The sequence below is a fragment of the Pedobacter sp. genome, from assembly GCF_041645105.1.
Lineage (GTDB): Bacteria > Bacteroidota > Bacteroidia > Sphingobacteriales > Sphingobacteriaceae > Pedobacter.
The window spans coordinates 538,892-563,919 of record NZ_JBAZQQ010000003.1 but is presented as its reverse complement, the minus strand read 5'-3'; the positions used below and the strand labels follow the sequence as shown (position 1 = coordinate 563,919).

20 protein-coding genes and 1 tRNA gene are annotated in these 25,028 nt (G+C 38.3%); 17 read left to right on the top strand and 4 right to left on the bottom strand.

The genetic code is table 11. From position 1 onward, the window contains the following. Window positions 1-54: 54 nt before the first annotated feature. The 9 genes from WC623_RS12415 (at window position 55) to WC623_RS12375 (ending at window position 9,796) form a co-directional block, all read left to right on the top strand. Window positions 55-1,257, top strand: a complete 1,203-nt coding sequence (locus tag WC623_RS12415) for a DUF763 domain-containing protein (RefSeq protein ID WP_372851452.1) — start codon at window positions 55-57, stop codon at window positions 1,255-1,257. Between the two features lie 74 nt (window positions 1,258-1,331). Next, on the top strand, window positions 1,332-2,675 hold the full coding sequence (locus WC623_RS12410) for a deoxyguanosinetriphosphate triphosphohydrolase (RefSeq protein WP_372851449.1): 1,344 nt from the start codon (window positions 1,332-1,334) through the stop codon (window positions 2,673-2,675). A gap of 93 nt (window positions 2,676-2,768) precedes the next feature. Further along, the gene (locus WC623_RS12405) at window positions 2,769-4,223 is read left to right on the top strand and encodes an aminoacyl-histidine dipeptidase (RefSeq protein ID WP_372851447.1); all 1,455 of its coding nucleotides are present in this window, start codon (window positions 2,769-2,771) and stop codon (window positions 4,221-4,223) included. 57 nt (window positions 4,224-4,280) lie between these two features. Beyond that, a complete protein-coding gene (epsC, locus tag WC623_RS12400) occupies window positions 4,281-5,093 on the top strand; it encodes a serine O-acetyltransferase EpsC (protein WP_372851445.1) in 813 nt (270 codons plus the stop codon). 1 nt (window position 5,094) lies between these two features. Further along, window positions 5,095-5,967, top strand: coding sequence for a cysteine synthase CysM (gene cysM, locus WC623_RS12395; RefSeq protein ID WP_372851443.1), 873 nt, complete (start codon window positions 5,095-5,097; stop codon window positions 5,965-5,967). Window positions 5,968-5,994: 27 nt separating this feature from the next. Beyond that, the gene (locus WC623_RS12390) at window positions 5,995-7,248 is read left to right on the top strand and encodes a murein hydrolase activator EnvC (RefSeq protein ID WP_372851441.1); all 1,254 of its coding nucleotides are present in this window, start codon (window positions 5,995-5,997) and stop codon (window positions 7,246-7,248) included. A gap of 36 nt (window positions 7,249-7,284) precedes the next feature. After that, on the top strand, window positions 7,285-7,962 hold the full coding sequence (locus WC623_RS12385; RefSeq protein WP_372851439.1) for a pseudouridine synthase: 678 nt from the start codon (window positions 7,285-7,287) through the stop codon (window positions 7,960-7,962). 197 nt (window positions 7,963-8,159) lie between these two features. Continuing rightward, a complete protein-coding gene (dnaA, locus tag WC623_RS12380; RefSeq protein WP_372851437.1) occupies window positions 8,160-9,590 on the top strand; it encodes a chromosomal replication initiator protein DnaA in 1,431 nt (476 codons plus the stop codon). Window positions 9,591-9,724: 134 nt separating this feature from the next. After that, a tRNA-Glu gene (locus WC623_RS12375) sits at window positions 9,725-9,796 on the top strand. 37 nt (window positions 9,797-9,833) lie between these two features. Here WC623_RS12375 and WC623_RS12370 read toward each other — a convergent pair. Both WC623_RS12370 and WC623_RS12365 read right to left on the bottom strand, forming a co-directional pair. Then, a complete protein-coding gene (locus tag WC623_RS12370) occupies window positions 9,834-10,256 on the bottom strand; it encodes a 2'-5' RNA ligase family protein (protein ID WP_372851866.1) in 423 nt (140 codons plus the stop codon). After that, window positions 10,256-10,429 (bottom strand): hypothetical protein, encoded by a 174-nt coding sequence (locus WC623_RS12365; RefSeq protein WP_372851435.1) that lies wholly within the window; start codon window positions 10,427-10,429, stop codon window positions 10,256-10,258. The genes WC623_RS12370 and WC623_RS12365 overlap by 1 nt, the downstream gene beginning before the upstream one ends. Before the next feature lie 65 nt (window positions 10,430-10,494). Here WC623_RS12365 and WC623_RS12360 point away from each other — a divergent pair, with 65 nt between their 5' ends. Next, entirely contained in the window at window positions 10,495-10,743 is a 249-nt protein-coding gene (locus tag WC623_RS12360) for a DUF6364 family protein (protein WP_372851433.1), read from the top strand. A 2-nt stretch (window positions 10,744-10,745) separates the two neighbouring features. Beyond that, a complete protein-coding gene (locus WC623_RS12355; protein WP_372851431.1) occupies window positions 10,746-11,171 on the top strand; it encodes a PIN domain-containing protein in 426 nt (141 codons plus the stop codon). Between the two features lie 58 nt (window positions 11,172-11,229). On the opposite strand, the gene WC623_RS12350 is transcribed toward WC623_RS12355, so the two are convergent. Continuing rightward, on the bottom strand, window positions 11,230-12,810 hold the full coding sequence (locus tag WC623_RS12350) for a calcineurin-like phosphoesterase C-terminal domain-containing protein (protein WP_372851429.1): 1,581 nt from the start codon (window positions 12,808-12,810) through the stop codon (window positions 11,230-11,232). Window positions 12,811-13,160: 350 nt separating this feature from the next. Here WC623_RS12350 and WC623_RS12345 point away from each other — a divergent pair, with 350 nt between their 5' ends. Genes WC623_RS12345 through WC623_RS12330 form a run of 4 tightly spaced genes read left to right on the top strand, consistent with a single transcriptional unit; the run spans window position 13,161 to window position 20,625 of the window. Beyond that, window positions 13,161-14,522, top strand: a complete 1,362-nt coding sequence (locus tag WC623_RS12345) for an IPT/TIG domain-containing protein (RefSeq protein ID WP_372851427.1) — start codon at window positions 13,161-13,163, stop codon at window positions 14,520-14,522. Window positions 14,523-14,538: 16 nt separating this feature from the next. Next, complete coding sequence (locus tag WC623_RS12340; RefSeq protein WP_372851425.1) at window positions 14,539-17,664, top strand: SusC/RagA family TonB-linked outer membrane protein; 3,126 nt, start codon at window positions 14,539-14,541, stop codon at window positions 17,662-17,664. Between the two features lie 20 nt (window positions 17,665-17,684). Continuing rightward, window positions 17,685-19,706 carry a RagB/SusD family nutrient uptake outer membrane protein gene (locus tag WC623_RS12335; RefSeq protein WP_372851423.1) on the top strand — a complete coding sequence of 674 codons (2,022 nt, stop codon included), beginning with the start codon at window positions 17,685-17,687 and terminating at the stop codon, window positions 19,704-19,706. A gap of 22 nt (window positions 19,707-19,728) precedes the next feature. After that, entirely contained in the window at window positions 19,729-20,625 is an 897-nt protein-coding gene (locus tag WC623_RS12330; RefSeq protein ID WP_372851421.1) for a BT_3044 domain-containing protein, read from the top strand. A gap of 70 nt (window positions 20,626-20,695) precedes the next feature. Here the strand turns inward: WC623_RS12330 and WC623_RS12325 are convergent, their stop codons facing one another. Then, window positions 20,696-22,573, bottom strand: coding sequence for a hypothetical protein (locus WC623_RS12325; protein WP_372851419.1), 1,878 nt, complete (start codon window positions 22,571-22,573; stop codon window positions 20,696-20,698). Window positions 22,574-23,054: 481 nt separating this feature from the next. Between WC623_RS12325 and WC623_RS12320 the strand changes: the two genes are divergently transcribed. Continuing rightward, window positions 23,055-23,642: an RNA polymerase sigma factor gene (locus WC623_RS12320; protein ID WP_372851418.1), complete on the top strand. Its 588-nt coding sequence runs from the start codon at window positions 23,055-23,057 to the stop codon at window positions 23,640-23,642. Between the two features lie 66 nt (window positions 23,643-23,708). Next, window positions 23,709-24,836 carry a FecR family protein gene (locus tag WC623_RS12315; protein ID WP_372851417.1) on the top strand — a complete coding sequence of 376 codons (1,128 nt, stop codon included), beginning with the start codon at window positions 23,709-23,711 and terminating at the stop codon, window positions 24,834-24,836. Window positions 24,837-25,028: the final 192 nt, after the last annotated feature.

Below are 25,028 nucleotides of genomic sequence, written 5' to 3'. Positions count from 1 at the left end.
ATTAATTGGTTATTGTGAAATTTAATCCGATTATTATTGCTAATTTTGTTAGTAATGAAAAGATCTGGAACAGCTGATTTGCCTTTACATTATGGCTACGTACCTAAATGGCTCGCAGAACGGATGTCTCGTTTGGGTTTGGCTATAACAGAAGCTATTATTGCAGAATATGGAACAGCCGAGGTATTACGCAAATTAAGTGATCCATTCTGGTTTCAAAGTTTTGGTGCCGTAATGGGAATGGATTGGCATTCTTCAGGGATCACTACATCCGTAATGGGTGCATTAAAGGCTGCCATTAATCCGCACTACAAAGAGCTGGGTATTTATATTTGTGGTGGCAAAGGAAAGAAATCACGTAATACACCTGACGAACTACTTAAGTATAGTGAGCATACTGGTCTGAATGGGAATGAACTGGTGCGTTGTAGTAAGTTAAGTGCAAAGGTAGATAATACCGCTTTACAAGATGGCTTTCAACTGTACACACATAGTTTTGTGGTTAACACTGACGGACTTTGGACGGTAGTTCAGCAAGGAATGCGTAATGGCAGTTCTACTGCACGACGTTATCACTGGCATTCAGATGGGCTCACTTCATTTGTGGAAGAACCGCATACCGGAATCTGTGGTAAAAACCAGGGACAAATTTTAAATCTGGTTGCAAAGGCAGCACAACCTTCAAGAGCAGCAATGTTAAGCATGACTACCGAAAGTCCGGATAGAATGATTGCTGAAGCAAGACGATTGATTATGCCCAGTCATCATGAGGTAAAAGCAAAAGATGTGGATCTGAAACGTTTGGGGGCCATGCTTTGGCTAACACAGGAGAAGCAGCCTGCTGATTTTGAAGAATTACTTTTGTTAGAGGGGATGGGGCCTAGAACATTACAATCTATGGCTCTGGTTAGCGAGGTGATTTATGGTACCCCATCCAGGTTTTCGGATCCGGCACGCTTTTCATTTGCGCATGGTGGCAAGGATGGACATCCTTTTCCAGTACCTATCAAAATATATGATGAAACCATTGCTGTATTGAGTAAAGCTGTACAACAGGCTAAAGTTGGACAGAGCGATAAGTTACATGCTATACAACAGCTGAGCAATTTATCCCGTAAAGCAGAACAGGACTTTATAGCCAATGATAATTTTGATGCTTTGATAGAAAAGGAGCGTAAGGACTCATGGAAATATGGTGGTAAAACTGTTTTTGGTGATGCAAAGCCCCCTGGTGAAGGACAACTTCAGTTGTTTTAGAAAAAAGCCTTTTAAAGACTCATTTTATCGGTAATTCCTTAACTTCGCCGTTTAAGCATAAATGGAATTTTAATATGGTTTGGGAAAAGTTATTATCCTCCAAGCGTTGGGGAAATGAAGACAGATTTGTTGGTAATCAAAAGGAATCAAGATCTGAATTTCAGCGAGATTACGATAGAATCATCTTTTCATCACCATTTAGAAGGCTGCAAAATAAAACTCAGGTGTTTCCATTGCCAGGTAGTGTTTTTGTTCATAACCGTTTAACACATAGTTTAGAGGTTGCCAGTGTAGGCAGATCCCTGGGTACTATTTTTTATAATAAAATAAAAGATAATGATGCTACAATTGATGACACTTGTCCTTTACTTTGCGAAATCGGTAATATCATAGCATCTGCATGTTTGGCACATGACCTGGGAAATCCAGCTTTTGGCCATTCAGGGGAGTCTGCTATTTCCCATTATTTCAGTTCTGGTGACGGTAAAGTTTACCGTGATAAAGTTACTGATGCTCAATGGGAAGATCTGATTCATTTTGAAGGGAATGCCAATGCCTTACGTATTTTAACACATCCTTTTGCAGGTAAGGGTACAGGCGGCTTCGCCTTAACTTATGCTACCCTCGCCGCTATTGCAAAATATCCATGTGAATCTTTAGCTGGACATAATAAGAAGAATATTTTTACTAAAAAATACGGTTTCTTTCAATCAGAGCAATCGGGATTTGAAAAGATTGCTGTAGAAATGGACCTTATAAAGGTTCAGGAATCACCATTAATTTATAAAAGACACCCACTCGTGTATCTGGTAGAGGCTGCAGATGATATTTGTTATAATATTATCGATCTGGAGGATGCACATCGTTTAAAAATACTTTCTTATAAAGAAGTAGAAACTTTATTACTGCCTTTATGCAATGATAAAAGGATGCCGGCACGATTGGCTGAGATTGATGATGCGGATGCAAAAATTACACTGATGCGTGCAAAATCTATCAGTACCCTAATCGGTTTATGTTCTGATGTGTTCTTTAAAGAGCAGCAAACTATCCTGGAAGGCAATTTTAACCAGAGTTTGATGGATGCCATTGAAGAGCCTTTTCTGTCTGTTATGAAAAATATTGAAAGTGTATCTATTAAAAAGATTTATAACTATTCATCCGTAGTACAGATTGAAGTGGCTGGTTATAAAGTGATGGGCGGTTTACTTGAAGAATTTATACCTGCATACTTGTTAAACGAATCAAAATATCATAAAAAACTAGTAGAACTGATACCTAAGCAGTTTTTAACACAAAATGAAGACGTGTATTCAAAAATACAGAGTATATTGGATTTTGTCTCAGGCATGACTGATATTTATGCCGTAGAATTATTTAGAAAAATCAAGGGAATATCCTTTCCTTCTATGAGCTAAAGCTTTTTTTTGCCATTTTAATAACATGTTTAGTTTATATTAAATCCTAAATTCAATTAACTTTTTAGCTTTGTTTTAAATACAGGAACAATAATGAAAGTAGAGAATTTAGAACCCAGGGCACTTTGGGATAGTTTTGTTGCATTAAATGCCGTGCCCCGTGCTTCGAAAAAGGAAGAACGTATAATAGATTTTATGGTTGCTTATGGTAAACAGCTCGGTCTGGAAACCATAAAAGATCATGTCGGGAATGTGGTGATTAAAAAGCCTGCTACTGAAGGCATGGAGAACAGGCAGACTGTAGTGTTGCAGTCGCATGTGGATATGGTGCATCAGAAAAACAGTGATACTGACTTCGATTTTGATCATCAGGGTATTGAAATGTATGTTGACGGAGACTGGGTAAGAGCAAAAGGAACTACTTTGGGCGCTGATAATGGCATTGGTGTAGCGACCATAATGGCTATTCTGGCAGCTGATGATCTTGTGCATCCTGCATTGGAAGCCTTGTTTACAATTGATGAGGAAACGGGAATGACAGGGGCTAAACAGCTTGATCCTTCCAATTTATCGGGTACTATCTTATTAAATCTGGATACTGAAGAAGACAATGAATTAACGATTGGCTGTGCAGGAGGTATCGATACAACTACCGTTTATAAATATAAGCAACATAACGTGGCCAAGGATAGCGTAGCATTTGAGGTTAGTATTAAAGGCTTAAAGGGCGGACATTCAGGTATGGATATTCACAAAGGAAGAGCCAATGCAAATAAATTAATGAACCGTTTGCTTTATAATGGATATAAGGTATTGGACCTGCAATTGAGTTCATTTGAAGGAGGAAGTTTAAGAAATGCAATACCACGAGAAGCAAGTGCAATTGTGGCGATTGCTAAAGATCAAAAGGAAGCTCTTATCTCCTTCATCAATGATTTTTCGGAACTATTGAAAGCTGAATTCCAGACGATCGAACCTGGATTAAGTATCAGTGCAAAAGAAACAGATCTTCCGTTGCAAGTTTTGGACAAAGATGAATGTCATAAGATAATCAATGTTTTATATGCTGTACCCAATGGTGTCTTTAGAATGAGTCCGGATATTCCTGATCTTGTTGAAGCATCTACTAACCTGGCGAAAGTGATCATTAAGGATGGAGAATTTATTACTTTATCCCTGCAACGTAGTAGTGTGGAAAGTACTAAGGGGGATGTTGCTATAGCCGTAGGTGCTGCTTTTGAAATTATTGGAGCTACAGTAACAACAAGTGGTGATTATCCGGGATGGAAGCCAGATGCTGATTCAGAAATTCTTTCGCTGATGAGCAAGCTTTATAAAACAAGGTTCAAAGAAGAACCAAATGTAAATGCTTGCCATGCCGGACTCGAATGTGGTATACTTGGTGCTCATTTGCCCGGCATAGATATGATTTCATTTGGTCCAACTATTCATGGTGCGCATTCTCCGGATGAGTGTGTGCAGATTTCATCGGTAAATAAATTCTGGCATTACCTGTTAAATGTATTAGAGGAGATACCTGCGAGGTAAATAGCAATTAATTTCTTTTATTTGTAATATCTAAACTAACGCTTTAACCAACATTCAATGAACGAGGAATTTTATCTTCATATTTTTGAGAAGCAGGGCAGTATTGAACCTGTTCCATCTAATCATGAAATTGCTGATTGGGCAATTAGTCTGATGAACTTATTGTATCCAGAACGCTTAACTACCCCTGATTATTCGATCAACGAGATTAAGCGTATGTTTTTGAAACAGGAAAAGGAACTGACCAGGTTGCTTAATGCTACAAAAGCATGTGAAAGTTTTAATAATGATCATATTGTTCAAAGCTTCTTTGATGGTGTTCCTGAACTGTACAGGAAAATGAATACTGATATTCAGGCTATTTTAGAGGGTGACCCTGCGGCGAAAAGCGAGTTTGAGATCATCAGAAGTTATCCTGGTTTCCTTGCTATTGCTTTATACCGTATTGCTCATGCTTTATTGAAAAATGAAGTGCCTATCATTCCAAGGATATTAACAGAGTATGCCCATTCAATTACAGGGATAGATATACATCCAGGAGCTTTGATTGGAGAATATTTGTATATAGATCATGGAACAGGATTAGTTATTGGTGAGACTACAATCATAGGAAACCATGTTAAATTATATCAGGGTGTAACCTTAGGAGCATTAAGTGTAGAAAAATACATGAGAGATATTAAGCGTCATCCAACTATTGAAGACCATGTTATTATATATTCCGGGGCGACAATACTTGGAGGTGAAACCATTATTGGTGCCAATTCCATTATTGGTGGAAATGTATGGCTTACTAAAAGTGTTCCAACCGGCTCAACAGTTTATCATCAATCTTCCGTTAAAGTTATAGAAACAAAAGACAACAAGTAAAATGGGCAATATTGTAGAATTTATAGGAAATACACCATTAGTAGAGATCAGCAAGTTAAATCCAAATCCCAATGTAAAGTTGTTTGCAAAGCTGGAAGGTAATAATCCCGGTGGTAGTGTAAAAGACAGAGCCGCTTTAAATATGATTCGCAGTGCAATAGAACGTGGAGAGATTAAGAAGGGAACGCGTTTAATCGAAGCTACAAGCGGGAATACAGGTATTGCGCTGGCTATGATTGCCAGTATTTACAATCTTGAGATTGAATTGGTCATGCCGGCTAGTTCAACACGGGAACGTACTTTAACGATGGAGGCTTTCGGTGCTAAAGTAACTTTATTGGAATCTATAGAGGTTTGTCGCGATTATGCTGAAGAACAGCGTGATAAGAATGGATATTTTTTATTAGATCAGTTTGCTAATCCTGATAATTACCTGGCTCATTATAAGACTACAGGTCCTGAAATATGGCGTGATACAGAACAAAAGGTAACTCATTTTGTGAGCTCCATGGGTACTACAGGTAGTATTATGGGAACTTCCATGTTTTTAAAAGAACAGAACCCTGACATACAGATTGTGGGTTGTCAGCCTACAGAAGATTCTTCTATTCCGGGTATCCGTAGATGGCCTGCAGCTTATTTGCCTAAGATATTTGATCCAAGCAGGGTAGACCGCGTAATGGATGTTTCCCAGCAAGAAGCAACGCAAAAAGCTCGTGAACTGGCTAAAGTTGAAGGGATATTTGCAGGAATGAGTAGTGGCGGTGCTTTGGCTTGTGCTTTAAAGCTTGCAGAAGAATTGGAATCTGGCCTTATCGTTTTCATTGCCTGCGATAGAGGAGACAGGTATTTAAGCAGCGACTTGTTTGGGTAGCTTTAATGTATTATTTTTGAGTACACAATGAAGCTGAACAGATTTTTTTTATCCATACTTTTTGTTTCCATTACGGCTACTGCCTTTGCTCAAACCAGTTCTGAACTGAAGAGGAACAAAGAGGCAATACAGCGTGAGATAGATTTGCTACAACGAAATCTGAATGAGACTTCGAGTAGTAAAAAGTTGACATTGGGTCAAATCAGAGCTATCAATAGCAAGATCAGACTCATGCAGAATAAGATTTCGATCATTAATTCGGAAGTGAAAAATCTGGACAATCAGATTCACGAGAATACAAATGAGGTGCATTCTTTGAAAAGTCAGCTCGGGCGACTAAAAAACGAGTACGCTGGAATGGTTCGTTTTGCTCAAAGAAACAAGAATTCCTACGACAAGATGATGTTTATATTCTCTTCTGATAATTTTAATCAAGCTTATAAACGGATTAAGTATTTTCAGCAATTTGGTCAGTACCGTAAAAAGCAGGCCGATTATATTCAGGGTACCAAAAGGAAGATTGAATATAACATTGTAGTGCTCGATAAGAACCTGAAAGAAAAAAGCCATTTACTGACAGAGCAAGAGCAAGAGAAAGTTAAGCTAGGTAAGAATAAAGTTGAGCAGAGTCAAATGCTTAATCAGATTAGTAAGCAGGAAAAGCAATTCCGTCAGGATATTGCAGCAAGAAAACGTAAGCAAGCCGAGATTGACAGGGCAATACGTTCAGCTATTCAACGCGAAATTGAACTGGCTCGTAAACAGGCTGAGGAAGAACAACGTCTGGCCGCTCAAAAGGCTCTGGCAGAAGGCAGACCGGTTCCAGTAGTAAAAGAAAAAAGCACTAACAATTATTTAACAGCTTCACCAGAATTGGCCAAGCTATCAGCTGGCTTTGAGAATAATCGTGGTCGACTGCCATGGCCTGTAGGTCGCTATTCTATTGTAGAACGTTTTGGTAATCATACCGAGGGCCAAGCTTCTTATACCAATGATGGTATCAATATATTAACGGAGCAAGGAGCTGCAGTTAAAGCCGTTTTTGAGGGCGATGTACTTTTTGTTAGAGAGTTGTATGGGACTTATATTGTCGCATTGCGCCATGGTGATTATTTTACAATTTATCAGAATTTAAAGACAGTGAATGTTGCCAGAGGTGCTAAAGTAGAAACAAATCAGACTTTAGGTATCGTAGCTTCTAAAGAAGATGGTCCGATATTGCACTTTGAAATTATGCGGGGACAAACCAAGCTGAATCCAGAAGCCTGGATTGCGAAATAGAAAACAAAAGCCTTACCTTCGCGACAAAAAAAGCAAATGCTTGAAATTGTATACCAGGACGATTATTTAATTGCAATTAATAAACCCCATGGCTTGTTGGTTCACCGCTCTCGGATAGCCAATGATGCTACAGAATTTGCTTTGCAAATGTTAAGGGATCAGGTAGATCGTTTTGTAAGTCCGGTGCACCGGTTAGACAGGAAGACCGGTGGCTTGCTTTTGTTTGCATTTGAAAAGGAAGTAGAGATTGCCATGCATCAGCAATTTCAAAATGGAGAAGTGAAAAAAAAGTATCTTGCAGTGCTTCGTGGACATGCTCCTGATCAGCTGGATATTGATTATCCTTTGCTCAAAGAGAACGGCGCTATGCAAGAAGCATTTACCTCATTTGTGACTTTAAAAAGAGCAGAGCTTGATATTCCATTTGGCAAGCATCAAACATCCAGATATTCGCTGGTAGAAGCTGAACCTACAACCGGACGTATGCACCAGTTGCGCAGGCACTTTGCTCATATCTTTTATCCGATCATTGGCGACCGCAAGCATGGTTGCAACAAACAGAATAAATTCTTTAAAGAGCAGTGGGAAATGACTACAATGCTGCTTCATGCTTCAGAATTGGCCTTTATACATCCTGTGACTAAACAAGAAATAAAACTGAAATGTTCTGTACAATCAGAGTTTTCAAGGGTAAATGAACTGATGAAATGGTGATAACTTATAACAATCTTTCAAGTTATCCACAGTAAACCCTGTTAGTTGTTTTTCTATTCTTTTGCTGCTGAATGAGTTATAGAAAAGGTTAGATTTTCTCTTTAAATGTTAGTAAAAATTGCCATCTTCGCAATCCCAAACGGCGGGGTCAATTCGTCGTTTTTTTATTAAGAAACCTTAAAAGATTAAAGAATAATATGCATATGACTTGTACACAAGTATGGAATAACTGTCTCCAAATTATAAAGGATAATATCCCGGCCCAAAGCTTCAAAACTTGGTTCGAACCGATATCAGCCCTAAAGTTGGAGGATAGAGTTTTAACTGTGCAGGTACCTAGTTTGTTTTTCTATGAGTGGCTGGAAGAGCATTATGTTGGCTTGTTGCGTAAAACAGTAAAGCAACAGCTTGGAGATGAAGGCAGACTAGAATATAATATTGTTGTAGATAAGTCGACCAATGGTGCATTGCCATACACGACTAACATGCCCTCAAATGGTAATGGATCAACCAACAGAAAGCAATCTATGCCAGTTCCGGTAAATATCAACAGGGATATTAAAAACCCTTTTGTAATCCCAGGATTGAAAAAGATGAATGTAGACCCTCAGTTGAACCCAACTTACACATTTGAGGCTTATGTAGAGGGCGACTGTAATCGTTTGGCACGTTCTGCCGGACACGCTGTAGCGGCTAAGCCAGGAGCAACATCGTTTAATCCTTTAATGATTTATGGTGCTTCAGGTTTAGGTAAAACTCACTTGGCTCAGGCAATTGGTAACGAGATCAGAAGAAGTTTGCCAGATAAATTGGTGATCTATGTTTCTTGCGAGAAGTTTTGCCAGCAGTTTGTAGAGTCTTTGAAAAACAATACCATCAATGATTTTGTAAACTTTTACCAGGCAATGGATGTGATCATTATGGATGATGTTCACAATTTTGCAGGGAAAGAAAAGACACAGGATATTTTCTTCCACATCTTTAACCATTTACATCAATCGGGTAAGCAGATTATCATTACTTCGGATAAGGCGCCTAAAGACCTGTCTGGATTAGAGGAGCGTTTGTTAAGTCGTTTTAAATGGGGACTATCTGCAGATCTTCAAATTCCTGAACTGGAAACAAGGATTGCAATCCTTAGAAAGAAAATGTATGCAGATGGTATCGATTTACCTGATGAGGTAGTTGAATACGTAGCACACAACATAGATAATAATGTAAGAGAGCTGGAAGGAGCAATGGTTTCCTTATTGGCGCAGTCGACCATGAACAAAAAAGAAATTGATTTACAATTGGCTAAATCAATGCTTAAGAACTTCATCAAGAATACTACTAAAGAGGTTTCAATGGATTACATTCAGAAATTGGTATGTGATTACTTCGAAGTACCTGTTCATTTGCTTAAAGCACCAACACGTAAGCGTGAGGTAGTGCAGGCTCGTCAGATCTCCATGTATCTTGCTAAGGGAATGACCAAAAGTTCATTGAAAACCATTGGTGCATTCTTTGGAGGCAGAGATCACTCGACAGTAATTTATGCTTGTCAGACTGTTGAAGATTTGATTCAGACAGATAAGAAGTTCAGGGCTTACGTGAATGATATTGAAAAGAAATTAAAGATGAGCTAAGGCTCATCTTTATTGTAAATGTAACAGTATCTGAATGATACAAATTTGATGTGATTATGCATCAAAAAACTTTTAAAAAAAGTTTGTGTCATTAAATGAGAATATTACCTTTGCAGCGCAATAAAGGCAATTATGGCCCGTTCGTCTAGGGGTGAGGACGCCAGATTTTCATTCTGGAAACAGGGGTTCGATTCCCCTACGGGCTACAAAGCCGCTCTACTAAATAGAGCGGCTTTTTTGTTTTTAGAATAATGTTGTCTGAGGGTCTAGTGGCCCTTGTCCTAAAAAAGGATACTCACCAACGATTTCGTATTTAAAATTAGCATATGTAAATGGCCTTCTTAATAATAAAATGCGATTTGCTATTGTACTGGATTGATATTCTAAATTTTCCCAATTTGGCCAAGCCTTTAAGAACTCCAACTCTGAGATTCCTTTTGCAATAGTTAGATGAGCATCTTTCGTGTTGTAGTGAGGTGGGTAATCCTTTACAGACTTCAGTATTGGTTTACAAAATTCCCTAATATATCGTGCCATTTCTGAAAATTGTTTTTCATCTTTCAGTTTTACATAAAGTGTATATGTAGGTATAGAAAAATAGTCAAAACCGCAAAGATTTATTTGAAAGGGCGAAATATTTACAATATTTCTTTCAAAACATTTAATTAGTTTTTTTCATTTGACCTAGGCTGTATAAGGTTAAAAACAGTAAAATGAGGAGTAGAAGAGTCCCAGCCATAGTCATTCTTACATCTGATTTTTATATCTATAACATCAGATTTAACAGGCTTATCTGGCTCTATTATTGCCAAGTACTCATCATGCATGTGATTTTTCATATTTGAATTTATTAATTTTTTATTTCTATTGAAACACGTATATTTGAATATTAATTCACACGTATATGATAACTAAGCTTACATTGACAATGGAAGACAGCGTAATTGATTCTGCTAAGAAATATGCACGTCAAAAAGGAAAGAGCCTTTCAGATATTGTAGAGAATTATTTAAAATCAATTGCTACACCTGAAGATACCACCGAAAAGCTATCTCCAAAAGTAATGAAAATGATGGGGGTGATTAAATTGCCTCATGATTATGATTACAAAAAAGAATTAGGAGATGCTTTGGCTAAAAAATATAAATCATAGAGATGAAGCATATCTTTATGGACACTAACGTTGTCATTGATTTTTTAGCCAACAGACAACCTTTTTCTTTAGATGCTGCCAAACTTTTTAATATGTCTGTAGAAGGAAGAATTCAAATCTATATTTCCGCTGTTTCATATAATAATATCTATTATATCCTTCGTCAGTCGCTAACTAATAATGCTGCTATAAAATTATTGGAAAATTTAGCAGATATGACAGAGATAACAGATGTAAACGGTAAAGTAATTCGGCAATCTTTGAAAACAGACTTTAAAGATTATGAAGATGCAATACAGTATTATTCTGCATTGACCATACCAAATGTTGATTTTATTGTGACTCGTAATACTAAGGACTTTAAGAAAAGTAGCTTGCCAGTTTTAACATCAACCGAAGCAATAGCTTTACTCAACAGTGAAATGTGAATGGACTTTCTCAAAATCCGCTCTACTAAATAGAGCGGATTTTTTGTTTTTAAGTGTATTAATTAACACTCTTCTCCAGAATTTTATATGTTTTAGTTTGAGTAAAGGTCTTACCGTACATATCGGTTGCTTTAACTTCAATCGTATGTTCACCCGGAGCTAAATTTACAGGAACTGCGGCTCTCCATAAATGATGACAATCTGAAGCAGCGCCCGGACGTCGGCCTGATAACAATGTTTCAGTATGATCCCATTTATGTAGAATGTCTAAAAACGAAGGATCACTTTCTGGCATATAGGCCATTTTTTTCCAGGCTCCACCATCTACTCTGTAAACCAACACATCTTTTTCAGATCCCATAAAGAAATTAGCATAAATGCCTGCTGATGTTTTTAAATCATGTTGAACAACTTTTGGGGCAGAAATCTCTATCTGATATTCTTTTGATTTTCCAGCTACTTTATAATCTACATCATACTGATTACCTTTAAAATTGATGAAAGCATATCCCTTCGGTGTTCCATCGCTCATTGTTGATACCGGAACTCCTTGATCATTCAGTTCACCTGAATACCAATTACCGGAAGTAGTTCCTACATTATAATGATGATGTGCCTTCTCTTGTTTCCAGCCGTCCTTTTTAAGGAAGAAAATCTGCCTTTGGTTGTGCGTATGTGCTGAAAGAGATAAGGTATTAGGGAAATCTGCTAAAAGTTCGAAAAGTCGCTTCCTGTCTTCTTCTCTAAATCCTTCGTTATTTCCTGCTTCGCCAATTGGAATATGGAATGCTATAACTACAAGTTTATCTTTAGGTACAAATTTCAAATCATTGGCCACAAACTCCAACTGATCTTTTCGTAATCCTCCCCAATAGGATTTCCCATCTCTAGGGTCTGGATAAAGAATGTCATCTAACACAATAAAGTGCACATCCCCATAATTAAAGGCATAATCCGCAGGACCAAAATGGGCTTCAAATGATTCGTCTGAATATTTATCTTCTTTAACATCAAAGTTAATGTCATGATTTCCCATAAGGTTATACCAGGGGATACCAATTTTCTTTATCGCTTTAATATAAGGCATAAACAGATCTGGATTATTTCCTACCAGATCGCCCATGCTTAAACCAAAAGCCACGTTTTTAACACCTTCAAGTTCTGAAACGACCCCTTTGTCAAAATAATCGACCTCCTGTAAGGTGTAGGGTTGCGGATCACCAAATATCAGCGCCCGGAAGTTTGAATCTTCTTTTGAAGGACTTAATGGAAAGTCAATTGAAACAGGTAGTTTCCCTGTCGGAGCTACCCCTTTGTACTTTAGTGCAGGTGAACCGGCTGGTTTATGATTATAAAAAAATTGCGGAAGTTGATCTTCATTGGTCCGTACTTTATATCCGGACGGTTTAATTACTGAAATGATCTGATCGTTACTAACCGGCAATTCATAATACCCATTCTTGTCTGATAAAACTACATCTATACCGTTTGTTACAGCCACATTAGGAATGCCCGATTCCATCTTTTCGCGTTTCCCATTTAAATTACGGTCGCTGTAAATATATCCCTTTGCGGTTTCTTGTGCATAGCTTCCAAAAGTGAACAGCATGCCTGCTGCAATTAAATTAATTCGTCTCATAAATTTTCTATGGCAACTAACGTTACCTGGCTTGTTTTTTTGCGAAGTTATTAGACCTATATGTACATAATGTTAAGCGTAGCTTATGACTTTGGTTAAAATTCCAACAGAATCAAATGATACTTATGTCTTCGAACTTGTAAGTTGATTTAATGTTAATGTTAAGATAACTTACGAAGCCTTTACTTTGCGTTATTATTTCTTTCATCTAATTGTTAATTATGACCAGTAGTACTTCTTTTTATTTTCTTTTATTTCATTTTATTATTTTTTATTTTATATATTCATTTAAATAAACCAAATGTAATAAAATTTAAAGTAATGCAATCCCAAATTTAAACCTTTTTTAAATGAAAAATCACCGAAAATCCGCTGAAAGGTGTTTTGTCACCTTTTTATTGGTATGCTTCAGTTCGTTTTGCTTTTTCTCCTGTAAGAGCGAAAAGGAAGGCCCAAGTAAAACCCATGATCCTTCAAAACCAATAGTTCTTAAAACTTTTTTTCCCAATGAAGGAGGAGCTAGAGATAAGATACTTTTGGACGGGGAAAATTTTGGAACTGACCCAAGTAAAGTCAAGGTCTATTTTAATAATGCAAAAGCTTCAGTTATCTCATCGAGTGGCAATAGAATTTACGCCATCGTACCCCGTCTGCCGGGCGATAACCCCCGGATTTCTGTAGTTGTAGGCGCCGATTCGGTCACTTATGAAGGTACATTTACTTATCATATCCAAGCTCAGGTGAGTACTGTTACCGGCAACGGTCAAAAAAACTTTAAACCGGGGACACTCTCCGAAGCCGAAGTTTATGGTAAATACCTGGAACTGGATGCCGAGGGTAATATATTTATGTCCTGGAGAGATGGTGGCGATCCTGCAACATTCGGAGTAGCCAGAATAAATGAACAGCAAAACATAGTAACTCCATTGATTGAATCAATTTCGACCGGTCGTATCTTATTTGCTAACGGTCTGACTGTAGATAGAGTCACCGGTATGCTGACTGCAGCTCACGAGTCCACTAAGGAAGTGATCTTTACTTTCGACCCTCGGGAAGCCTGGTATCCTCGTCAGCGTAACGTTAAATATTCCACGGCAGATTTCAACTCGATCGTAGAAGCGGATCGCTACAAAAATTTTGTGACTTACTGTCCTTACGATGGGCATCTTTATACAAGATATAGAGATGGAAAGATCGCTAAAATAAATCCTGAAACATTAGAGGCAAAAATTGTTCATCAGGGACCTTATGGATCTCAATATGGTCAGGCGATTAATCCAGCAAAGCCATGGTTGTTGTATATCACGCTCCATTCTAATGCTACTCCAACTGAATTCAGACAAGGTATTTCAGTTCTGGATCTTCGTGATCCTAATGGTTCTGGAGGTTTCAAACGTCTCAATGCACCTGGCGGAAGTGCCTTTCGCGATGGTCCAGTGGCAGATGCACTATTTAACTATCCTAAAGATATTAAGTTCGATAACAATGGAAACATGTTTGTTGCCGACTATGGCAATCATTGTATCCGCATGATATCGGCTGATAATATAGTCACCACGGTAGCAGGGCAGCCTGGCACTCCTGGCTATAAAGATGGCGGGCCGGTAGAATCTCTGTTCAATCAACCCTGGGGTGTAGCTGTCAATGAGCAAGGCGACATCTATATCGCCGATTGGAGTAATGCTCGTATACGCAAATTAGTTATTGAATAATAAAAATCTATCTAAAATGAAGTTCATTCAGATTATGTGCATACTATCGTTTTGCTTATCGCTCAATACGACGTCTGCACAACAAGTGAAAGAGTTAACAATTGCAGGTAAAGTTGTGGATAAAGATAATATGCCGATTCCAAGCGTATCTGTTTATGTTAAAGACAAGCCGTCTATCGGTACATCGACCAATAGCGATGGAAAATTTAGTATTAAAGCAGTCTATGGGGATAAGGTCGTTTTCAGTTATGTGGGTTTCAACCCTTTTGAACATTTAGTAATTGAATCAAAAAGCAACATAACCATCACACTCGCCGAAAATTCTAAGACCATTGATGAAGTTATCATCGTAGGTCTTGGAAATGTACAAAGGAAAATAAGTTCAGTGGGTGCCATCACAACTGTAGATGTCAAGGATCTTCAATCTCCGGCACCATCAATTGCAAATCTCCTTGGGGGAAGGGCGGCTGGTGTAATCTCCAGGTTAGGAAGTGGTGAACCAGGAAAGAATATTTCTGAGTTCTGGGTACGTGGTATCGGTACATTTGGTGCTAATAGCAGCGCCCTGGTGCTCATCGATGGTTTAGAAGGCGACCTCAATACCATTGATGCAGCGGATGTTGAAAGTTTCTCGATCCTCAAGGATGCATCAGCCACTGCGGTATACGGAGTTAGAGGAGCCAATGGGGTGGTTTTGGTTACTACCAAACGGGGCCAGGTAGATCGTATGCAGATTACAGCACGTGCCAATACAACCTTATCTCGCCTAAGCCGGCTGCCAGAATATTTACGTGCTTATGATTATGCGAATTTGGCAAATGAAGCAAGTGTTGTCCGCGGCCAGAGCCCTTTGTACAATCAAACAGAGATGGGCATCATTCGCGATGGTCTGGATTTGGATATGTATCCTGATGTAGATTGGCAAGATGAGATTTTGAATAAGAATTCCTGGCGCCAGAGTTATTATATGAGTGGCCGCGGGGGATCTGAGGTAGCGCGCTATTTCCTGAGTCTTGGTGGTAAAAGCGAAAGTGCAGCTTATAAGGTAGACAAGAATAGTGTATACAGCTCTAACGTGGGTTTTAATACCTATAATTACCGGATCAATCTGGATGTCAATCTGACCAAAACCACGAAAGTTTACCTGGGATCAGATGGATTTTTATCCAGATTGAATCAGCCGGGATTGGCAAATACCGACTACATATGGGCTGCGCAGTCACAACTTACTCCGCTGGCTCTTCCTACGCGTTATTCCAATGGCTTGCTTCCAGGTCTTGGGAGCGGAGGCCAGTCATCACCATATGTCATGATCAATCGTACGGGTAAAGCAGCTGATGAGGTGTATAAAGGCAAAACCACATTGGCTCTCAATCAGGATCTTTCCAGTATACTGGATGGACTTAAATTCCGGGTTCAGGGTGCTTATGATATATATAGTTATTTTGAGGAGCGCAGACGTGTACAACCTGCTCTTTTTAAAGCTTTAGGTCGTGGTTACGATGGTTCCCTGATTATGCAGGAAACAGTGCAAGAGCAAAAAGCAAGTTATAATAAAGCCACCAGACAATACCGTAAATACCACTTTGAGTCTGTTATCAATTACGATAAGGTTTATGGTACTGATCACCGGACATCCGCATTGGTCTATTACTATATTAGTGATGCCAAAGACACTAAAGATGCTACCAGTAATATGGAGGCCATCCCTTTACGCTATCAAGGTGTATCCAGTAGGCTGACCTACGGTTACAAGGATACTTACCTCTTAGACGTAAATTTTGGGTATACAGGTTCGGAAAATTTTCAACCTGGCAGACAATATGGTTTTTTCCCATCAGTAGCAGTGGGTTGGGTACCTACAGGATACAAATTTGTAAAAGAAGCTGCTCCATGGCTTGATTATTTTAAAATCAGAGCTTCCTATGGTACAGTAGGTAATGACCGGATCTCTAAAATCCGCTTTCCTTATCTAACAAAAGTAAATCAAGGCAATGGTAATGTATGGGGCGTACCTGATATCGAGATAATTAATGAGACGCGGATTGGTGCAGATAACCTGGAGTGGGAAAAGGCCATCAAATCTAACTTAGGGATTGAAGCTAAGCTCTTTAACAACAAGATAGATTTTGTAGTAGACATTTTCAAAGATCAACGTAACGGTATTTTCCAGCAGCGGGTACAGGTTCCTGAATACGTGGGTGTGATTTCTAATCCATTTGCCAATGTGGGCCGTATGAAAAGTTCCGGAGTTGATGGAAACATCAGCTATACCACCAATATCTCACCAAACATAGGGGTAACCTTGAGAGGTAATTTTACCTATTCTAAAAATGTGGTACAGAACTGGGAGCAAGCTTATCTGGAGTATCCTTATCTGGAGTATAACGGTTTCCCATACAATTCTATACGAGGTTATCAGTCTCTTGGACTCTTTAAAGATGACGATGACATCAAGTATAGTCCTCAGCAAACTTTTGGAGAGGTATTACCTGGTGATATCAAGTATAAGGATGTAAATGGGGATGGTACTATCGATAAACTGGATATGGTACCGCTTACACATAGTAATTATCCATTGGCGATGTACGGATTAGGTGGAGAATTTCGCTACAAAAAACTGACCTTGGGCGTGTTGTTCAAAGGAACGGGTAAAACATCCTTTTTCTATGTTGGACAGCCGATGAAGATAGATGATGTGACAGTGATTAACGGAATGGGCTATATGCCATTCTATGAAGGCAATTATGGCAACGTACTTACCATGGCTGCGGATCCTAAAAATCGATGGATCCCGAGGGACTATGCCATAGCCAATGGTATAGATCCTGCACTGGCTGAAAATCCGAATGCCCGCTACCCACGCTTGCAATATGGCAATAACAGTAATAATAGTCAGTTGTCAACATTCTGGCAAGGTGATGCGAGTTACATACGTTTAGAGGAAATCACACTGAACTATAATATTAACCCCGCATTTCTGAAACGTATTGGTGTTTCTTCTATGGATCTTCAATTTGTAGGAAGCAATCTATATGTATGGGATAAGGTCAAGATTTTCGATCCGGAACAAGCCGCCTGGAACGGGCGTAAATACCCAATACCGTCCACCTATTCATTTCAAGTGTACGTCAATTTTTAATGAAGATCTAATTTAATGATATGAAAACATCAATCATAAAAAGAATAGCGCTAGTAGCCATCATGATCCAGTTGATTGCAATGGCATCATCCTGTAAGAAATATTTAAATATCGATGAATATTTTGACGATGAGTTTAACATCGATTCCGCCTTTGCTAATCCTCGAAATATAGAGGCATATATGTGGGGTGCTGCGGCCATGTTTCCTGACGAATCAAATACCATCAGGTATGGTTACACACCAGGACCAATGGCTACTGACGAAGGTTTGAACGGACTTACCGGAGGTGGTTCCAGCAATGTGTATTATGGAATGGATTTCGCCACAGGGCGTACTTCTCCCGATTTCTTTGGAGACAGTAGCCCTGACTTAAATCAATGGGGAAAATACTACAAGATCATCCGTAAATGCAACAGCATTCTACAAAACCTTGATCGTCCTAAGGGGATGACCAATTCCGATCGACTGAGAATCGAAGGATATACCCGCTTTATCCGTGCCTATGCCTATTACAATATTTTAGTAGATTATGGCCCTGCAATCCTATTGGGCGATGAAGTAGTCAATACCAATGAACCTATTGAATATTACGATCGTCCAAGGGCTACCTACGATGAGACCATGAACTATACCTGTGAGGAGTTTGAAAAAGCTGCACAGCTGCTCCCAAGAGAAGTGTCTCTTTTAGATTTTGGCCGTCCTACCAAAGGAGCTGCATTTGCTTTAGTAGCCCGTTTACGTCTGATTCATGCAAGCCCGCTGTTTAATGGTGGGCCGGTAGCCAGTTCTTATTTTGGTAACTGGAGACGTAAGACAGATAATGTACATTACGTATCACAACAGTATAGTGAAGCAAGGTGGGCTGTGGCTGCAGCAGCAGCAAAGCGTGTGATGGATTTAGGTCTGTATAAGCTTTACACTGTAATGAATGACGATAAAACTCCTGCGCTTCCACAAGGAGTTACTTCGGATCCTAATTTCTACAATAATTATCCGAATGGAGCAGGAGGGATTGACCCACTAAAATCCTATGCGGATGTCTTTAACGGCGAAGCTGTTGCTGAAATCAATAAAGAGATTATCTGGGGTAGAAATACAGGCTATATGGTGACCACCATTAGTCAAGGATCTATGCCTCCTTCTCTTGGTGGCTGGGGACGTTTCTGTGTAACGCAGAAAGTGGTGGATGCTTATCTGATGGACGATGGTCGTACCAAAGAAGAGGCTGCTGTTAACGGATATTATTCAGAAACTGGTTTTACTACACAGCCTCGCAATTTTTCAGGATATCCACTTAATTCTGGGGTGTATAAAATGTATGCTAACCGTGAAATGCGTTTCTATGCATCCATTGGATTTAACGAAGCGGTATGGCAGGCCCAGTCTAGTTCTTCTGTTAATAATCATACCGCCAAGTACTATTACCAGGATGCCGATGGTCGTGGCGGAGTAACTGCTACTTCACCTAACTACCCGATCACGGGCTACGTAATCAAGAAATACAACCACCCGATGGATGCTTTTCAAGGTACAGGTGCCCGCCACATCAAAAAAGCTTATTCCATCATTCGTTATGCAGAGATCCTTTTGTCGTATGCTGAGGCACTTAATAACTTAACAAGTAGTCACACAGTACAACTTGGAGATCAGCAATATATGATGTCCAGAAATCTGGATGAGATAAAATCTGCTTTTAATCTTGTACGCTATCGTGCTGGCTTGCCCGGATTAACTGCTGCTCAACTCAATAGTACAACGGATGTTCAAAAACAGATTGAACGTGAACGCATGGTAGAATTGCTATGGGAAAACAGACGTTTTTATGATGTACGTCGCTGGGGAATCTATGAAGAAACAGAACGCGAACCTATCCGTGGTATGAATCCGGATGGTGCTACCAAGGAAACGTATTATCAACGCGTCATTCCTGGAACATCATCATTCATGACACGTGTAGTCAACAAAAAGTTAGCTTTTGTACCCATACCACGTGCCGAGTTGAGAAGATTACCTTCTCTAGATCAGAATCCGGGATATTAGGTTAAACGATAAAGGTATAAATATGAAAATAAGGTATATAACGATGCTGGCACTTATTACAGTGCTCTCATCGTGCAAAGACAATGAAATATTTGAAAAGGAAATGTACAAAAATGAAGTCGCTTTAATCAGTAGCAACTATTACAATACTTTTCAGGAAATCGTACCATTAACAGGTGATGAAGTTATTGGGTATATCGCAGCTTCTGCCGGTGGGACACATTCACCAACAAAGGATATGCTTATCCAATTAGAAGAAGACGACACTCAGTTGGATTTTTATAATAGGTCGCTTTTTGATGCTGATGAAAAATTGTATGCCAAGCTGTTGCATAAGGATAAATATGAAATCATGGATTATAAAATCCTGATTAAGGCTGGGGAACGTACTGGACGCACAATGGTTAAATTGCGCCCAGATGGCTTGTCGCCGGATTCAACTTATTTTATCGAATTAAAAGCTACAGATGTCCCTGGTGTGGAAATAAATGCAAAGAAAAAATCCATTCTATATCAGGTGCTCATTAAAAACGATTACGCATCTCAGGCGGAAAATGCTTTTTACTCTATGACTGGATTGGCAAATGATATGGTAACAGCAGCGAATAAGAAGTTGTTTCCCTTAACGCGTAATCGTGTAAGGGTAATTGCAGGGACGGAATCATTTGAGAGTAAGGAGGATCATATCAATAAGACTTCAATTATACTGGAAGTGGGTGCCGATAACAAGGTTACCATCAAACCTTATAAAGATATTGCGGTAACGCAAATAGACGGAGATGAAAGATATCCTAACTTATTCAGGATAGAGGAGTCTTTTGGGCGGAAATTCAATGTCTTTTTATTATCGTATCAGTATACATTGAATGGTACTACACGACATATGCAGGAAGAACTACGGATTGAGATCAACCGCTAGCTGATTAGATCTCAATGAGAAGAGAGGCATCATCGAATTTGATATGCCTCTTTTTTTTGTAGTACTGAAATTAAAGATCAACCACTCGCACTCTCATTAATTTAGAGTGGCTTGGGTAATATAAATACCCGTCTTTCTGAACTTTAGCAAAACGGGCTCCTATTATTGAGTTATCCTTACCCAATACCGTTATTTTATTTGACGATGGGTTTATGCTAAACAATTGCCCATTTCTACTATCTATTCCATATATAACTCCATTTTTATCTAAGTTTTCACTTAATAGAATTCTGGCTGTTTTATCAAGAGGTTTTTCAATGGAAGTTTTACTGATTACTTTCTTTTTCACTGGATCAAATACATAAACCGTATCTAATGCCGATCCATATATCAACCCGTTGTTTCCGCGTACAGTCGTTTCATACGAAGTAGCTCCCTTAACAGGTTTTCCGGTATAAGTAACTTTTTCGGTAACAGGGTCCCATAAAACAACAACAGCTTCTTTCTCCGTCGGTTTTGAACTGGAACCACCCTGGATAGATGAGGTTAAAAAAAGCTCACCTGTTTCTTTTACAGGGGTCACAGAGATGAAGCTTTGATTATAAACGATATCTTTAAAAACCTTTGCTTTCAGTGATTCCGGATCTATCTGTACCAGTGTCCCTCCTAAAAACCCTTTTATGGGTACAGTAGGACTATATATATAGCCATCAGAGGCAAGTCTTAATTGCAATAAACGCTCTTGTTTAGCCATTTGGTGTAAATGGGCAACAGGTTTTCTGTTTATAGGTAAGCCATTTGCATCTACTGTAAAAACATCAACATAACCTCCGGTATAACTAGTCGTAAACAATTGATCCTTGTATGCCATAATCGCATAGGCCTGTATTGTGCCTCTGGTCAGACTTCCCAGGTTATTTGTTTTGCCAGTATTGGTATCGTAGGTAAAGATATTACCTGGTTTCATGGAGCTTCCATACAGCTTACCATTATAAATATCACCAACACTAAATACCTCATGTGCACTCGGTTCAAAGGTACTTTTTATAATCTGTTGTTCTTTAGTCTTTTGATTCTTAACCACCAGATTTCCATCCATATTTAGATACAATGCTTCAATATCCCCATACAGATTATCAGGTGTATCAACAGATGTTGGCAGAGCTTTTCCTTCTACTATTTCATCTTCCTTACATAGAAAAGTTGTGCTGCCTTTTTTGCCATAAACTTTTCCATCAGCTGCTCTCCATATTATTGCAGGACCGTAGGTCATCATTTTTTCTGGTAAAATCTGCTTTCTTGTATCTGTATTAGGATTATAAGACCAAAGTTCCCCATGTTTCATTCCAGTTGGGAAATATACGATTCCGTCTTTATCTGATGCAGGGTTAATCACATATTCGCTTCCATCATTCGCCGAAATTCTGTCAATAATCTTCACTTCATCTGTTTTGGGGTTAAGTATGGCAACAGCAGCCTGAGGATAGGTACCTACATAAATTTTGCCATCAGGAGCTGTGTTAAAACTCTTCTTCATCCAATAAGTTGCTTTGCTTTCGTTACCTATTGCTTTGACCTCATTTAAACGAATGTCATACTTTAAAAATCTACCTCTCTTACCTGTAAACATATAAATGTAACGTTCAGAGACTTTAAATAGCAACAAAGCATTTGCTTTTCCATATTTTTCTAAATTGACTTCAATCAGCTTGCCATCTTTCATGTTTACACCTATCAATGCATTGTTTTCAGCGCTTGTTAAAGCTCCCCATGCTATGGGGCCGGTCTGCTCATCTCTTGTAACAAAATCAATAGTCAGGGGAGACCTGACAGGCTTTCCTAAATTTTCGAAATTGTAGGTCTTCTGCTGTGCAAAGCACAGATTTACAAGGGTTAGGAGTAGAATGCATTTTCCTAAAATAAACTTACTAATCATATTTACCTTCATTATATTTTTGTTAGTGTACGTACCCGATGTTAGGCAAATAGACAACTATATTGTTTTATTCTATGTTAAATCGTATTTCTTTTTGATTGCTTGTTATAAATGAGCTACTTATAAAGTAAAGCAATAAATTCTAAAATTCAAATAACTCCTTATTAAATAGTTATACTGAAAATATAAGGGGAGTCCATAAATTGTTCACAGGCTAGCTTCAGTGATTATGTTGTTAAATCACTTTTAAGGAAAGGTTATTTTAATGTAACCTGCCAGTTATTCCTTACTAAAAGCCGGTTTTTTATGGCTAAATATACCAGGATGAAAGATATACGTTTGTTTATTTCGCAGAACTTATCGACCTTTGAAATTGATTATATAGCTATTTACAGGAACGAAATCTTGTAATGTTTCTTTTAAATCATTTTCAATGCTTAACCTTGAAGATAAGTCGACAAAAATTGAGTAATGCGTGGTGCTAACAAACAATATGGCAGAGATAAATGACGATTTAATTTTTCAAATGGCTCAAACCAATCTAGAGAAAGCTTTTAATATGGCTTTCGATAAATATTGGAAAAAGCTTTATCAGCATGCCTACAAGAAAGTCCAGTCCGAAGATAGTGCTAAAGATTTAGTTCAGGAAACATTTCTTGTGTTATGGAATAACTTTGATAAGATATTAGCCTATGATCACCTTCTTCCATATCTCTATATGGTCTTAAGAAATAGAACCTTAAAGTTATTTGAAAAGGATGAAGTACGATTGCGTTATGCGGTGAAAATGGCAGCTATGCCAGAAAATGAGGAGCTTTCTTCTCATCAGGTTTTCATAAAAAAAGAACTTGATGTCATTATTAATAAAGAAATAGATCTTATGCCAGCCAGGATGAAAGAGATTTATTGTCTTCAAAAAGAAGAATGCCTTTCAATTAAAGAGATCGCAAAAAAGCTTTCTATTTCCGAACAGACGGTTAAAAACCAATTGCAAAGTGCAACAAAACGATTAAAAAAGAGCATCATAGAATATGATTCTAGTTTATTGTTCTCTGTTTTTTTATTGTTGTATACCATCTAATATTTTTTTCTGATTCATATAGTACTTTTTCCTGTTTAATCGGATATGATTAAAAGGTACTTTGCCGTGGAATTAAAAAATATAAAAGAATTACTACAGAAATATAATAATGGAGATGCTTCTGAGGCTGAAAAAGAACAGGTAGAAGCATGGTATGAAAGCCTCGAAGGTAAAGAAGCAGACCTGGGTAATCCTTTTGTTGAAAGTCGTTTAAAAGATGAGATACAGCTCAGCCTGTTCAGTAGACTAAATATCAATCAGGAGCCTAAGCGCAAGCGTTTAATACCGATCCGAGGCATTGCAGCCGCTGCGGCTTTGCTGATTTGCGCTGTTGCCATCTGGTTTTATGTTAAACCTGAACACGGAAATAAGTCAACACACACAATTGTACAACATGATATTCCATCTGGAGGGAATTCTGCAGTTTTAGTTCTCTCAGATGGCTCTGTTATTGATTTAAATAAAAATGTAACTAATAGTACTTTAGGTCAGAATGTAGTGAATGATCTCAAATCCGGAAAGATCACCTATAGATCTTCTGAAAGAAATGCTCATCCTGTTTACAATACGATAAAAACACCTAGAGGCGGACAATACCAAGTCGTGTTACCTGATGGAACCAAAGTTTGGCTAAATGCACTTTCTTCCATTACTTTTCCTGTTTATTTTAATGGAGATAAGAGAAATGTTAAAATTGAAGGAGAGGCCTATTTAGAAGTATTTAAGAATAGAAAACAACCATTTGAAGTAGAAATCAATGGAATGAAGGTTGAGGTCTTAGGTACGCATTTTAATGTGAATGCTTACGATGATCTTTTGAAAACAACTCTTCTGGAAGGATCGGTAAAGGTTTCTAATATTTATAAAGCTGTGGTCATTAAGCCAGGTCAGCAGGCTTCTGTAGACGTTGGACAACAATCTATCGATATTAATCAGGTCAATACTGATGAAGTTATAGCCTGGAAAAATGGTTATTTCAATTTTGCTGATGAATCTTTAGAAAGCATCATGCACAAAGTAGCCTTATGGTATAATGTAGAAGTAGATTACGAGAACCCGGAATTAAGGAAACTCAGATTTATGGGAATTATATCCCGCTCCAGAAATTTATCTGAAGTACTAAATATTATGAAATTAACCGGCAATGTGAATTTTAAAATCGAGAACAGGAGGCTCTTAGTTATGCATAAATAATTACTCTCCATTGTCCCTTAAATCAAAAACCGGAAGTGCTGCAAACACTCCCGGCGTAATAAATTTAGGTTAGACAAATCCTGCTTTTTCCCAATGTGAATAGAATCAAACAAATTTAAACCTAATACTCAAATGTATGGATTTTTATGCTTTTATTAAGTTTAGGCTAAGTATAATGCTTTCGCCAAAGCT

Bases quoted from the DNA above. Each gene is read 5' to 3' on its own strand.
- WC623_RS12415 (WP_372851452.1), top strand. From the start codon at position 55: ATGAAAAGATCTGGAACAGCTGATTTGCCTTTACATTATGGCTACGTA.
- WC623_RS12410 (WP_372851449.1), top strand. From the start codon at position 1,332: ATGGTTTGGGAAAAGTTATTATCCTCCAAGCGTTGGGGAAATGAAGAC.
- WC623_RS12405 (WP_372851447.1), top strand. From the start codon at position 2,769: ATGAAAGTAGAGAATTTAGAACCCAGGGCACTTTGGGATAGTTTTGTT.
- epsC (WP_372851445.1), top strand. From the start codon at position 4,281: ATGAACGAGGAATTTTATCTTCATATTTTTGAGAAGCAGGGCAGTATT.
- cysM (WP_372851443.1), top strand. From the start codon at position 5,095: ATGGGCAATATTGTAGAATTTATAGGAAATACACCATTAGTAGAGATC.
- WC623_RS12390 (WP_372851441.1), top strand. From the start codon at position 5,995: ATGAAGCTGAACAGATTTTTTTTATCCATACTTTTTGTTTCCATTACG.
- WC623_RS12385 (WP_372851439.1), top strand. From the start codon at position 7,285: ATGCTTGAAATTGTATACCAGGACGATTATTTAATTGCAATTAATAAA.
- dnaA (WP_372851437.1), top strand. From the start codon at position 8,160: ATGCATATGACTTGTACACAAGTATGGAATAACTGTCTCCAAATTATA.
- WC623_RS12365 (WP_372851435.1), bottom strand. From the start codon at position 10,429: ATGAAAAATCACATGCATGATGAGTACTTGGCAATAATAGAGCCAGAT.
- WC623_RS12360 (WP_372851433.1), top strand. From the start codon at position 10,495: ATGATAACTAAGCTTACATTGACAATGGAAGACAGCGTAATTGATTCT.
- WC623_RS12355 (WP_372851431.1), top strand. From the start codon at position 10,746: ATGAAGCATATCTTTATGGACACTAACGTTGTCATTGATTTTTTAGCC.
- WC623_RS12350 (WP_372851429.1), bottom strand. From the start codon at position 12,810: ATGAGACGAATTAATTTAATTGCAGCAGGCATGCTGTTCACTTTTGGA.
- WC623_RS12345 (WP_372851427.1), top strand. From the start codon at position 13,161: ATGAAAAATCACCGAAAATCCGCTGAAAGGTGTTTTGTCACCTTTTTA.
- WC623_RS12340 (WP_372851425.1), top strand. From the start codon at position 14,539: ATGAAGTTCATTCAGATTATGTGCATACTATCGTTTTGCTTATCGCTC.
- WC623_RS12335 (WP_372851423.1), top strand. From the start codon at position 17,685: ATGAAAACATCAATCATAAAAAGAATAGCGCTAGTAGCCATCATGATC.
- WC623_RS12330 (WP_372851421.1), top strand. From the start codon at position 19,729: ATGAAAATAAGGTATATAACGATGCTGGCACTTATTACAGTGCTCTCA.
- WC623_RS12325 (WP_372851419.1), bottom strand. From the start codon at position 22,573: ATGAAGGTAAATATGATTAGTAAGTTTATTTTAGGAAAATGCATTCTA.
- WC623_RS12320 (WP_372851418.1), top strand. From the start codon at position 23,055: ATGGCAGAGATAAATGACGATTTAATTTTTCAAATGGCTCAAACCAAT.